Below are 12,667 nucleotides of genomic sequence, written 5' to 3'. Positions count from 1 at the left end.
AAAAATTAGTTTAAAACCGAACCCCGGGAGTCCCACCGAATGGCCGCGCCTCTAGTCCTCGATCAGCAGCAAGCCCGTCAACTGCTCGCCCAGGTGGATGTCCCCCGGGTGTTGCGCGACCTGTTCCGCGACCTCGCCGCCGGCCAGGCGGTGCAGCCGCCCCAGCAACTGGTGGAATTCCCGTCCGGCCAGGGCGACTTCATCAACTACGGCGGCGTCCTCGCCGAAGACCGGGTCTACGGGGTCAAGACCTCGCCCTACATCGTTCGCGAGCAAGGCGCCCTGGTCACCGCCTGGACCCTGCTGATGTCCATGGACAGCGGCCAGCCCCTGCTGCTCTGCGACGCCGGTGAACTGACCACCGCGCGCACCGCCGCCACCACCGCCGTGGCCGTCGATGCCCTGGCGCCGAGCGACGCCCGCCGCCTGACGATCATCGGCAGCGGCGCCATCGCCCGCGCCCACCTGCACTACATCCGCGAACTGCGCGAATGGCAGGACATCCGCCTGCATTCGCCGTCCCTGCCAGGCAAAAGCGCCGAGCAGCGCAACGCCCTTCTCGCCCTGGACAGCCGCCTCAGCCTGCAAGACGACCTCGACAGCGCCCTGCACGACGCCGACGTCATCCTGCTCTGCACCTCCTCGGCCAAGCCGGTGATCGACCCGGCGCGCCTGGGCAAACCGGCCCTGATCACCTCGATCAGCACCAATGCCGTGCGCGCCCACGAAGTGCCACCGGCCAGCCTGGCGGACATGGACGTCTACTGCGACTACCGCAAGACCACCCCCGGCAGCGCCGGCGAGATGCGCCTGGCCGCCGAGCAGCATGGCTGGAACGAAGCGGCCATCGTCGGCGACCTGCCGGAACTGGTCAGCGGCCACGCCGCCCGTCCCGAGTACAAGCGCCACGCGTTCTTCCGCTCCATCGGCCTCGGCCTGGAAGATATCGCCCTGGCCAATGCCCTCTACCACCTGCAGTGCAACCACTGAGTCGCGGAGACCGTCATGCAACAGGCCGACTACCTCATCATCGGCGCCGGTATCGCCGGCGCGTCCACCGGCTACTGGCTGGCGCACCACGGCAAGGTCGTGCTGCTGGAGCGTGAAACCCTGCCGGGCTACCACTCCACTGGCCGCTCGGCGGCGCTGTACACCGCCGCCTACGGCACCCCGCAGGTGCGTGCCCTGACCCTCGCCAGCCGGGCCTTCTTCGACCAGCCACCGGCCGGTTTCGCCGAACATCCATTACTGACCCCGCGCGGCGAAATGACCGTGGACTTCGAAGGCGATGCCGAAGAGCTCCAGCGCCAGTTCGACAGCGCCCGCGCCTGCGTGCCGGACATGCAGCTGCTCAGTGCCGATGAAGCCTGTGCGCGGATTCCGGTGCTCAAGCGGGAAAAGGTCCACGGCGCCCTGTACGACCCCAGCGCCAGCGACATCGATACCGATGGCCTGCACCAGGGCTACCTGCGCGGGATCCGTCGCCAGCAGGGCGAAATCCATGGCGATTGCGAAGTCCTCGGGCTGACCAAGGACGCGGAAGGCCAGTGGCTGGTCGAAACCTCCCGCGGTCAGTTCCGCGCACCGGTGCTGATCAACGCAGCCGGGGCCTGGGCCGACAGGATCGGTGAGCTGGCGGGCGCGCAAGCGCTGGGCCTGCAACCGAAGCGCCGTGCCGCCTTCATCTTCGAAGGCCCGGCGGACCTCGATACCCATGCCTGGCCAATGCTGGTCAGCCTGGATGAGTCCTTCTACATGAAGCCCGACGCCGGCATGCTCCTCGGCTCGCCGTGCAATGCCGACCCGGTCGAGCCTCACGATGTGCAGCCGGAAGAGCTGGATATCGCCCTGGGCATCTACCAGATCGAGGAAGCCACCAGCCTGACCATCCGTCGCCCGTTCCGCACCTGGGCCGGACTGCGCAGCTTCGTCGCCGACGGTGACCTGGTAGCCGGTTTCGATCCGCAGGTGAGCGGCCTGTTCTGGGTCGCCGCGCAAGGTGGCTATGGCATCCAGACCTCGCCGGCCATGGGCCAGGCCAGCGCCGCACTGGTGCGTGGCGAAGACCTGTCCGAAGAACTGCGCAGCTTCGGCCTGAGCGCCGCGCAACTGTCGCCGTCGCGCCTCGGCGGATGACGCCCGCGCCGGATTGCGGCACACTCCCAGCGCCCTGCCTGCAGGGCGCCGACCCCATTGCGGAGCCCGCCCGAATGCCCACCCCCGATCCTTTCCTGCAGAACTACCGGGCGATCGCCGACGCCATCGCCACGCTGTTCTTCCCCCACGCCGAGGTGGTCCTGCACGACCTGCGCACGCAGAAGATCGACTACATCGCCAACAACCTGTCCAAGCGCGAGATCGGCGACGACGCGGCGCTGGAGGACATGTTCGAGGACGGCACCGACGAGACCAATATCGGGCCTTATGAAAAGCTCAACTGGGACGGGCAGAAGATCCGCTCGCTGAGCACGGTGCTGCGTGATCCGGCCGGCCAGCCGCTGGCGGTGCTGTGCATCAACCTGAACATTTCCCTGTTCGAGAACGTCAAGGCGGCGCTGGACCTGTTCCTCTCGCCGAGCAAACTGATCCCGCAGCCGGATGCGCTGTTCCGCGATGACTGGCAGGAGCGTATCAACACCTTCCTCAACAGCTGGCTGCGACAGCGTCAGCTGAGCCTCAACGTGCTCAGCCGCGACCACAAGCGCGAGCTGGTCCTGGCGCTGCATGCCGAGGGCGCGTTCAAGGGCAAGAGTGCGGCCAACTATGTGGCCAATGTGCTGAACATGGGGCGGGCGACGGTGTACAAGCACCTGAAGGAACTCAAGGCCTGAGAAGCTTCAGGCCTTGAGTCGGGGCGACAGATCAGTCGCCGTAGATATCGGTCTTGAAGTACTTGGCCTGGATCTTCTGGTACTCACCATTGGCGCGAATCGCATCGATGGCCTTGTTCAGTTCCGCGACCAGCTCGGTATTGCCCTTGCGCACGGCGATACCGGCACCTTCACCGACGAACTTCGGATCCTTCAGCTCGGGGCCGGCGAACGCGAAGCCCTTGCCCTTGTCGCTGTCGAGGAAGCCCAACTGCAGCGGAATGGTATCGGCGAACACGCCATCAAGACGGCCGGAGGCCATGTCCATGAAGATCTCTTCGTTGGTGGTGTAGCGCACCACTTCCACGCCTTTGGGCACCAGCACCGCGGTGACATAACGGTCGGTGGTGGTCGCGCGCTGCACGCCGATGCGCTTGCCTTTCAGGGCTTCGTACTGGTCATCGACCTGGGTGCCTTCCTTCATCGCCAGGCGCGCGCCGGTGAAGTAGTACTTGTGGCTGAAGTCCACGGACTTCTTGCGGTCCTCGGTAATGGTGATCGAGGACAGTGCCGCGTCGATCTTCTTCACCTTCAGCGACGGGATCAGGCCGTCGTATTCCTGTTCGGTCCACGTGCACTCGACCTTCATCTCGGCGCACAGGGCGTTGCCGATGTCGTAGTCGAAGCCGGCGATATTGCCGTCCGGGGTCTTGAAGGCGAACGGTGGATAGGCCGCCTCGATGCCGATGCGCAGGGTCTTCTCAGCGGCGAACAGCGGGCTGCTGGCCAGCAGGCCCAGGGCCAGACCGGCGATCAGGTGGGTGGTCTTCATGATGGGGCTCTCTCGCTCGTTGTTGTGTTGGGGGTGACAAGACAGAGGAAAGGAGTCAGGCGCGGGGGCCTGTCGTTGTTTTGTACTTGTTAATCCATACTGGACTTTATCGTATGGAAACACAACAACCACAATTTTCGAGGACAACACAAAACCCTGTGGGAGCTGGCTTGCCAGCGATTGCGATAGTGAATTCACCATCGTCATCGCTGCGGTTCGGCGGTCCGACAAGCCAGCTCCCACAGGGTTTTGCACAGTATTCAGGATTGGTGTCTACCAACGCCCCGCCGCATCGGTATCGCTCTGTTTCCCCTCGACCCAGCGCTCCCCTTCACTGGTCTGTTCCTTCTTCCAGAACGGCGCGCGGGTCTTGAGGTAATCCATGATGAAGTTGCAGGCGTCGAACGCCGCCTGGCGATGGGCACTGGCAACGCCGACGAAAACGATCGGCTCCCCTGGCTCCAGGGCCCCGACCCGATGCAGCACGTCGACCTTGAGCAACGGCCAGCGCTGCCCGGCCTCGACCACGATCTTCTCCAGGGCTTTCTCGGTCATCCCCGGATAGTGCTCGAGAAACATCCCGGCCACGTCCAGCCCGTCATTGAAATCGCGGACATACCCGACGAACACCACCACCGCACCGACCCCGACATTGGCCGCATGCATGGCATTGGTTTCCGCTCCCGGATCGAAGGCCGCGGCCTGCACCCTGACGCTCATCTCAACCTCCGGTAACCGGCGGGAAGAAGGCCACTTCGTCGCCGTCCTCCAGGGCTTCGTCCGGCTTGCACAGGTCCTGGTTGCGCGCGCACATCAGGTTCTGTTCGGCCAGCACGGCATAGGCCTCGCCCTTGCCGAGCAAGGCCTGGCGTACATCTTCAATGCGGGCGAAATCGCCGTCCAGCCGCTCGCCATCACGCCCCAGCACCTCGCGGTAGCGGGCGAAATACACCACGTTGATCTTCATTGCGCATCCGCCTGGTAATGCCCGCTCTTGCCGCCGAGCTTCTCCAGCAGGCGCACGCTCTCGATGGTCATGCCGCGGTCCACCGCCTTGCACATGTCGTAGATGGTCAGCGCCGCGACGCTGGCGGCGGTCAGCGCTTCCATCTCCACCCCGGTCTGCCCGGACAGCTTGCAGCGCGCGACGATATGCACGCAGTCGCTGCCTTCGGCGCTCAACTCGACCTTCACCCCGGTCAGCATCAGCGGATGGCACAGCGGAATAAGGTCACTGGTCTTCTTCGCCGCCTGGATGCCGGCGATACGCGCCACGGCGAACACATCACCCTTCGGGTGGGCGCCGTCGACGATCATGCTCAAGGTCTGCGGCAGCATGCGCACCCGCGCTTCGGCCACGGCTTCGCGGAAGCTCACGGCCTTGTCGGTCACGTCGACCATCGCGGCGCGGCCCTGGGAATCGAGATGAGTCAGCACAGAGGGAACTCCTGATCGGGGGCAGTGATTGTAAACCCGGGAGTCAGGATCTGGCAGCGAAAAAAAGCCGGGCGGCACTGGGCCGCCCGGCTTTGTCGTTTTACAGATGGGATTCGGCGTATTCCGCCAGAATCGACCGCGGTACCCCTTGCAGCGTGATATGCACCCCGTTCGGGAAGTCCTTGAAGCGCTCGGTGAGGTAGGTCAGGCCCGAGCTGGTGGCCGACAGGTACGGCGTGTCGATCTGCGCCAGGTTGCCCAGGCAGATCACCTTGGAACCCGAACCGGCACGGGTGATGATGGTTTTCATCTGGTGCGGGGTGAGGTTCTGGCATTCGTCGATGAGGATCAGGCTTTGCTGGAAGCTGCGCCCGCGGATGTAGTTCAGAGATTTGAACTGCAACGGGACCCTTTCGAGAATGTATTCGACACTGCCATGCGTGCTCTCGTCGTCCATGTGCAGGGCTTCGAGGTTGTCGGTGATGGCGCCAAGCCAAGGCTCCATCTTTTCCGCCTCGGTGCCAGGCAAGAAGCCGATTTCCTGGTCCAGGCCCTGCACGCTGCGGGTGGCGATGATACGGCGATAGCGCTTGCTGACCATGGTCTGCTCGATGGCGGCAGCCAGGGCGAGGATGGTCTTGCCGGAACCGGCGGCGCCAGTGAGGTTGACCAGGTGGATATCCGGGTCGAGCAAGGCGAACAGCGCCAGGGCCTGATGGATATCACGCGGCTTGAGCCCCCAGGCTTCCTGGTGCAGCAGCGGTTCCTGGTGCAGATCGAGGAGCAGCAGCTCGCTGTCCTTGATGCCCTTGATCCAGCCGACGAAGCCCTGTTCATCAATGATGAACTCGTTGACGTGGACCGCCGGCAGGTTGTCGATCAGTTGCACCCGGTGCCAGGTGCGCCCGCGCTCCTGACGGGTCTCGACCTTGGCCACGCGATCCCAGAAGGAACCGGTTACCGAGTGATAGCCCTTGGACAGCAGGCTGACGTCGTCGACCAGTTGGTCGGTGCTGTAGTCCTCGGCCGCGATTCCACAAGCCCGGGCCTTGAGGCGCATGTTGATGTCTTTGGTCACCAGCACCACGTCGCGATCCTTGTGCTTGGCGCGCAAGTCCAGGACCTGGTTGATGATGATGTTGTCGTTGAGATGTTCCGGCAGCAGGCGATTGGGCTCGGCGCGCTCGGTCATGAGGATCGACAGCGATCCTTTCGGACCATTCTTGCCGCGCTGGATGGGCACACCCAGTTCGACATCCGAAGGCGTCGCATCACCCAAGGTCTGGTCGATCAGGCGGATGGCCTGGCGGCATTCGGCGGCGACTGTATGTTTACCGGTCTTGAGCTTGTCGAGTTCCTCCAGCACCGTCATCGGAATGGCGACGTGGTGTTCTTCGAAATTGAGCAGGGCGTTGGGGTCGTGAATCAGGACGTTGGTGTCCAACACATACAGGATTGGCTGGTTGGAAGAAGAAGTGCGTCCTTGGTCATCCATACTCGGTCACCTTATGTGGAAGCTACACGATGCGCTACGGCTGCATCGCAGAGTGACGCCGTCCTTCCCGTATCCGCGTCGTTACGGGCGGGAGGTGCACCTGCATAAGGGGGCCTTTTAAAGACGCCACCTGGCTGCAGGATTCGGCCGTCTGATTCCTACATACCGCAAAAACCATTGCAGGAAAAAGCGTTTTTACCGGTTGGTGAAGTTTATTTTTCGCTTTGACGAATAGCCCTTGGCGAGGGGGGAAAGCACGACTACAGTCAGGAGTGGACCTCGTTGAAACCTTTCACCAATCCCTGTCCGATCACTGCCTGACAAAGTCGCGGCAGTCCTCCCAGCCGATCCCGCTCTGCGCTGTCTTGGTCAACAACCACGTCACCACTTCCAGGGCTTTCGGCTGGCTGTCGTTCAGCTGGATCAGCCCGCGACGCCACAACAGCATCAAGGTCAGGGTGCGCTGCGCCGACTGTTCGGCGGTCAATGGGCTGAGGTCCTGGGCGTCGATATCCCACAGGGTGACCTTGAGGTTCTGGCTGGCGAAAAATGCAGGACTGTCGGCCCGGCGCTGGCCATAAGGCGGGCGGAACAAGGGCACGTACTGATCCGGCAGATCGCTCTGCGCCCGTGACACGCCGCGAATCACCGAATCCTCCCAATCCTTCCACTGCGCATGGGAACGGTACTGCCAGCCCTGGGTACCGACGCATTGTCCGCGGTACATGTCGCGCAGCGCCTGCATCGGCTGCTTGTCGCGGCGGGTCTGCAGGTTCTGCCCGAGCACGAAGAACAACCCTTCCAGCTTCTGCTTGCGCAGGAAGGTGGTGAGCGCTTCGGTACTGCCGGGGACCATGCTCGGCCCGCCGTCGAAGCTGAACAGGAACAGGCGGTCGTTGAGCCGGTCGCCGGTGACTTCCTGGGGCGAGAAGAATGCCACCTCGCTGGCGGTCTGCGGGAACAGCGCGGCCTTGCGCAGGATCTCGTTCAGGTAGGCGATATGGAACTGCCGGCTCGGTTCGGCCCAGCCGGCATAAAAGGAATCGGCCGCGACGGCGAAGGTGGCAGCGGTGCGGCGCAGGTCGCCAAGGTTCTCCACCGCATAACAGAAGGACGCATCCTGCTCGCAGCTTTGCTGGGCCATGTCGTAGTTGCGCCACAACGCGGCCCACAGCCGCTCACGCACCTCGCGGATCACCGGCAGATTGGCTTGGCGCAGTTGCAGACGGGCGGTCAGGGTCGCGTCGTCGAGGGATTCGGTTTCGCTCAGCACCCGGGCGAAGGAGAGGATCTCGGCCCGCGAGGCGACATCGAAGAGCACCGGGGTATCCAGGGTTTCCGGCCAGAAACTGCGGTCGAACACGGCGATCGGCTGCGGGGCGGCCTGGGCGCCGAAGGCCAGCAGGGCGGTCAGGACAACGAGGGCTTTGCGCACGGTGAACACTCTTCCATGGATCCGCCGGGCACTATAGCAGCGCTGGCCTCTATCGCCGCGATAGCTGGAGAACATCGGCCCCGCCCCGTAGAATCGCCCGACGATTCAAGGAGCCGACCTTATGCTGACGGTGATTTCCCCCGCCAAGACCCTCGACTACGACACCCCGCCGGTGACCTCGCGCTTCACCCTGCCGCAATACCTGGACGACTCCCAGGAACTGATCGTGCAACTGCGCGACCTGTCGCCGGCGCAGATCAGCGAGCTGATGCACCTGTCCGACAAGCTCGCCGGCCTGAATGCCGCGCGCTTCGGCAGCTGGACCCCGGACTTCACCCCGGCCAATGCCAAGCAGGCGCTGCTGGCGTTCAAGGGCGACGTGTACACCGGCCTGGATGCCGAAAGCCTGAAGGAAGACGACTTCAGCTACGCCCAGGACCACCTGCGCATGCTCTCAGGCCTGTACGGCCTGCTGCGCCCGCTGGACCTGATGCAGCCGTACCGCCTGGAAATGGGCACCAAGCTGGCCAACGCCCGTGGCAAGGACCTGTATGCCTTCTGGGGCACGCGGATCAGCGAATGGCTGAACCAGGCGCTGGCCGAGCAAGGCGACGACCTGTTGCTCAACCTGGCCAGCAACGAGTACTTCAGCGCGGTGAAGCGCAGTGCGTTGAACGCGCGGGTGATCAACACCGAGTTCCGTGACCAGAAGAACGGGCAGTACAAGATCATCAGCTTCTACGCCAAGAAGGCCCGCGGCCTGATGAGCCGCTTCGTGATCCAGGAGCGGATCAACGATCCGCAGCAGCTCAAGCAGTTCGATGTGCAGGGGTACTACTACAGTGCCGAGCAGTCGAAACCGGACAATCTGGTGTTCCTGCGGGATCATCCAGCCGAGTAAACGCCACCGCCCCCCGGTAGGAGCGTGGCTTGCCCGCGAAGGACCGCGCAGCGGTCCCAAAATCTCATTGCTGCCACCATTTTGGGACCGCTGCGCGGTCCTTCGCGGGCAAGCCACGCTCCTACCGGGATCGCATAAAGCCAACAATTTTTCGCCAACATCCCGGCGCCAAAAAAACCACCCTTCTTCCGTTATCGCAAAAAGCCATAAGACCGTTCGTAGTTTTTTGACGAAAAATCCTGAAAAAATTTCACGTACTGGCACATAACCATCCCACCCCAAGTTCGCCCCGCATATACAGGGGTGACACTGACAAGTGCTATCAGATTGAAACTATCTGATCTTGTAAAAATATTAAAAAATCTTTCACCAGCCCTGAACGCCCTCAGGAACTTCCCTCCGCAACGCCGCTCATACCACCGGTAACGATTTTCCATTGCAACATGTGAGAAATGACTTACATCAGAAATAATCCATTGTGGAAGTTGTACGGACCTTGTCGAGCAACCGCCCGGAACCCGTCCGGAGCGCGGCTCACGCCCAGGAGAAGACGCACTCAAAATTCGTCCTAGTGGTTGATTTCAAAGGATTTAATCCACTTGAAAGAACAAGCACTGCAGTACTGAAGCAGCGGTATTGCAATAAAGACGGCTAGCGTTTGGGGCATGCCCCGTTTTATGGCCATTGGCTGCCTTATTAGAGTGCACTTATTTAAGCGCTCACAACTTACTTATGCCTGCGTGCAAATCCGCGAACTTTTCGCCGTGGATTCGTACGCCCGAAAAACGGCTGGTAAACCAATCCGGTCCGGTTCTTTGAATGGAATCGGCGTAGCTAACTACATGAGGTGAATGCGATGCGTATCAGCATCTTTGGTTTGGGTTATGTGGGTGCAGTCTGTGCCGGTTGCCTGTCTGCCCGGGGCCATGAGGTCATCGGCGTGGATGTTTCCGCAACCAAGATCGACCTGATCAACCAGGGCAAATCCCCGATTGTCGAACCCGGCCTGGAAACCCTGCTGCAACAGGGCATCGCCAACGGTCGGCTGCGTGGCACCACCGATTTCTCCCAGGCCATCCGCGACAGCGATGTATCGATGATCTGCGTCGGTACCCCAAGCAAGAAAAACGGCGACCTCGGCCTCGAATACATCGAGTCGGTGTGCCGCGAGATCGGCTTCGTCCTCCGCGAGAAAGCCAGCCGCCACACCATCGTGGTGCGCAGCACCGTGCTGCCGGGCACCGTGAAGAACGTGGTGATCCCGATCCTCGAGGACTGCTCGGGCAAGAAGGCCGGCGTCGATTTCGGCGTCGCGGTCAACCCGGAATTCCTCCGTGAAAGCACCGCGATCAAGGACTACGACCAGCCGCCGATGACCGTCATCGGTGAACTGGACAAGGCCAGCGGCGACGTGCTCCAGGCCCTCTACGAAGAACTCGACGCGCCGATCATCCGCAAGGACATCGAAGTCGCCGAGATGATCAAGTACACCTGCAACGTCTGGCACGCGACCAAGGTCACCTTCGCCAACGAGATCGGCAACATCGCCAAGGCGGTCGGCGTCGATGGCCGCGAAGTGATGGACGTGGTCTGCCAGGACAAGGCCCTCAACCTGTCCCAGTACTACATGCGCCCCGGCTTCGCCTTCGGCGGTTCGTGCCTGCCCAAGGACGTGCGCGCCCTCACCTACCGCGCCAGCAGCCTCGACGTGAAGGCACCGCTGCTCGACTCGCTGATGCGCAGCAACGAATCGCAGGTGCAGAACGCCTTCGACATCATCGAAAGCCATGACAAGCGCAAGGTTGCCCTGCTCGGCCTGAGCTTCAAGGCCGGCACCGACGACCTGCGCGAAAGCCCGCTGGTGGAACTGGCCGAGCGCCTGATCGGCAAGGGCTATGAGCTGAACATCTACGACCAGAATGTGGAATACGCCCGGGTCCATGGCGCCAACAAGGACTACATCGAGTCGAAGATCCCCCACGTCTCCTCCCTGCTCAACGCCGATTTCCAGAAGGTCATCGACGCTGCCGAGATCATCGTCCTCGGCAACCGCGACGAGCAGTTCCGCGCCCTGGCCCAGCAGGCGCCGGCCGGCAAGCAGGTGATCGACCTGGTCGGCTTCATGAGCAAGACCACCTGCAGCACCAGCCGTACCGAAGGTATCTGCTGGTAAGCAGGCCGCGCGGGGCCGTCCGGCCCCGCGCGCTTATTCGAACGTCCCGTCACCGATACGGATGCTGAACATGCAAAGCCTCAAGCACGGCCTGCTGCAGGCCGCCGGTTGGCTGTTCTACGTGAGCCTGCTCATGCTGATCGCCCTGGCCCTGCCCAACACCCTGTTCGACCCCGATTCCAAGGACTTCCTGTTCCTGATCGGCGCGGTCGGCATCTGGCGCTACTCCATGGGCGCGACGCACTTCGTGCGCGGCATGCTGTTCCTGTATGTGGTTTACCCACGCCTGCGCCGCAAGGTGCAGAAACTCGGCAAGGCGGCCGACCCGTCCCACGTCTACCTGATGGTCACCAGCTTCCGCATCGACGCCCTGACCACCGCCCAGGTCTACAGCTCGGTGATCCGCGAAGCGATCCAGTGCGGCTACCCGACCACCGTGGTCTGCTCGCTGGTGGAGATGTCCGACGAACTGCTGATCAAGAGCCTGTGGGCCAAGTACAACCCGCCGGAACACGTCAGCCTGGACTTCGTGCGCATCGCCGGTACCGGCAAGCGCGACGGCCTGGCCTTCGGTTTCCGCGCCATCTCCCGCCACCTGCCGGACGAGAACGCCGTGGTCGCGGTGATCGACGGCGACACCGTGCTCGGTGAGGGCGTGGTGCGCAAGACCGTCCCCTGGTTCAAGCTGTTCGGCAATGTCGGTGGCCTGACCACCAACGAATTCTGCGAAGTACGCGGCGGCTACGTGATGAGCGAATGGCACAAGCTGCGCTTCGCCCAGCGCCACATCAACATGTGCTCCATGGCCCTGTCCAAGCGCGTGCTGACCATGACCGGGCGCATGTCGATGTTCCGCGCCACGGTGGTGACCAACCCCGAGTTCATCGCCGACGTCGAGAGCGACTCGCTGTACCACTGGCGCCTCGGCCGCTTCAAGTTCCTCACCGGTGACGACAAGTCCAGCTGGTTCAGCCTGATGCGCCTGGGCTACGACACCTTCTACGTGCCGGATGCCGACATCAACACCGTCGAGCACCCGCCGGAAAAGAGCTTCTTCAAGGCCAGCCGCAAGCTGATGTACCGCTGGTACGGCAACAACCTGCGGCAGAACTCCCGCGCCCTGGGCCTGGGGATGCGTCGCCTCGGCCTGTTCACCAGCGTGGTGCTGTTCGACCAGCGCGTGTCGATGTGGACCAGCCTGCTGGGCCTGACCGTCGCCATGATCGCCAGCTTCAAGTTCGGCGCGAAGTTCCTCCTCGCCTACCTGCTGTGGATCGGCATCACCCGCCTGATCCTGACCATCATGCTGCTCTGCTCCGGACACAAGATCGGCCCGGCCTACCCGCTGATCCTCTATTACAACCAGATCGTCGGCGCGCTGATGAAGATCTACGTGTTCTTCCGCCTCGACCGCCAGTCCTGGACCCGCCAGCCCACCGCACTCAAACGCGACCTCGCCAGCTTTCAACAATGGTTCAACACCTGGTCCTCCCGGACCATGACCTTCTCGGCGGCCAGCATCTTCGTGGCTGTGCTGTTCGTGGTCGTGTGAGTCGCCGCAACCCTACGGATCCAACAGGAAAA

General features: G+C 62.7%; 12 protein-coding genes. 6 read left to right on the top strand and 6 right to left on the bottom strand.

What is annotated here, in order from left to right; all coding sequences use genetic code 11:
• Nucleotides 1-39: 39 nt before the first annotated feature.
• The 3 genes from PSEMO_RS29585 to PSEMO_RS29575 all read left to right on the top strand — a co-directional run bounded on the left by PSEMO_RS29585 (nucleotide 40) and on the right by PSEMO_RS29575 (nucleotide 2,831).
• On the top strand, nucleotides 40-990 hold the full coding sequence (locus PSEMO_RS29585) for an ornithine cyclodeaminase family protein (protein ID WP_075806410.1): 951 nt from the start codon (nucleotides 40-42) through the stop codon (nucleotides 988-990).
• A gap of 15 nt (nucleotides 991-1,005) precedes the next feature.
• Entirely contained in the window at nucleotides 1,006-2,136 is a 1,131-nt protein-coding gene (locus PSEMO_RS29580; RefSeq protein ID WP_075806409.1) for an NAD(P)/FAD-dependent oxidoreductase, read from the top strand.
• Between the two features lie 74 nt (nucleotides 2,137-2,210).
• A complete protein-coding gene (locus PSEMO_RS29575; RefSeq protein WP_075806408.1) occupies nucleotides 2,211-2,831 on the top strand; it encodes a helix-turn-helix transcriptional regulator in 621 nt (206 codons plus the stop codon).
• 31 nt (nucleotides 2,832-2,862) lie between these two features.
• Here the strand turns inward: PSEMO_RS29575 and PSEMO_RS29570 are convergent, their stop codons facing one another.
• From PSEMO_RS29570 to PSEMO_RS29545, 6 genes are all read right to left on the bottom strand, one after another.
• Entirely contained in the window at nucleotides 2,863-3,642 is a 780-nt protein-coding gene (locus PSEMO_RS29570; protein ID WP_075806407.1) for an ABC transporter substrate-binding protein, read from the bottom strand.
• 273 nt (nucleotides 3,643-3,915) lie between these two features.
• Nucleotides 3,916-4,362, bottom strand: a complete 447-nt coding sequence (moaE, locus tag PSEMO_RS29565) for a molybdopterin synthase catalytic subunit MoaE (RefSeq protein ID WP_075806406.1) — start codon at nucleotides 4,360-4,362, stop codon at nucleotides 3,916-3,918.
• 1 nt (nucleotide 4,363) lies between these two features.
• On the bottom strand, nucleotides 4,364-4,609 hold the full coding sequence (locus PSEMO_RS29560) for a MoaD/ThiS family protein (protein ID WP_075806405.1): 246 nt from the start codon (nucleotides 4,607-4,609) through the stop codon (nucleotides 4,364-4,366).
• Nucleotides 4,606-5,079: a cyclic pyranopterin monophosphate synthase MoaC gene (gene moaC / locus PSEMO_RS29555; RefSeq protein WP_075806404.1), complete on the bottom strand. Its 474-nt coding sequence runs from the start codon at nucleotides 5,077-5,079 to the stop codon at nucleotides 4,606-4,608. Before moaC ends, PSEMO_RS29560 begins: the two co-directional genes overlap by 4 nt.
• Nucleotides 5,080-5,179: 100 nt before the next feature.
• Entirely contained in the window at nucleotides 5,180-6,574 is a 1,395-nt protein-coding gene (locus PSEMO_RS29550; RefSeq protein ID WP_075806403.1) for a PhoH family protein, read from the bottom strand.
• Between the two features lie 310 nt (nucleotides 6,575-6,884).
• The gene (locus PSEMO_RS29545) at nucleotides 6,885-8,009 is read right to left on the bottom strand and encodes a polysaccharide deacetylase family protein (protein WP_075806517.1); all 1,125 of its coding nucleotides are present in this window, start codon (nucleotides 8,007-8,009) and stop codon (nucleotides 6,885-6,887) included.
• A gap of 121 nt (nucleotides 8,010-8,130) precedes the next feature.
• On the opposite strand from PSEMO_RS29545, the gene yaaA reads away from it, so the two are divergent.
• The 3 genes from yaaA (at nucleotide 8,131) to alg8 (ending at nucleotide 12,635) form a co-directional block, all read left to right on the top strand.
• On the top strand, nucleotides 8,131-8,910 hold the full coding sequence (gene yaaA / locus PSEMO_RS29540; RefSeq protein ID WP_075806402.1) for a peroxide stress protein YaaA: 780 nt from the start codon (nucleotides 8,131-8,133) through the stop codon (nucleotides 8,908-8,910).
• Nucleotides 8,911-9,766: 856 nt separating this feature from the next.
• Entirely contained in the window at nucleotides 9,767-11,083 is a 1,317-nt protein-coding gene (algD, locus tag PSEMO_RS29535; RefSeq protein WP_075806401.1) for a GDP-mannose 6-dehydrogenase, read from the top strand.
• Between the two features lie 70 nt (nucleotides 11,084-11,153).
• Nucleotides 11,154-12,635, top strand: a complete 1,482-nt coding sequence (gene alg8 / locus PSEMO_RS29530; protein WP_075806400.1) for a mannuronan synthase — start codon at nucleotides 11,154-11,156, stop codon at nucleotides 12,633-12,635.
• The last annotated feature ends 32 nt before the right edge of the window (nucleotides 12,636-12,667 follow it).

It is taken from the genome of Pseudomonas putida (assembly GCF_001941965.1).
In the GTDB taxonomy this organism is placed as follows: domain Bacteria; phylum Pseudomonadota; class Gammaproteobacteria; order Pseudomonadales; family Pseudomonadaceae; genus Aquipseudomonas; species Aquipseudomonas putida_L.
This window is presented reverse-complemented; position numbering and strand designations above follow the sequence as displayed.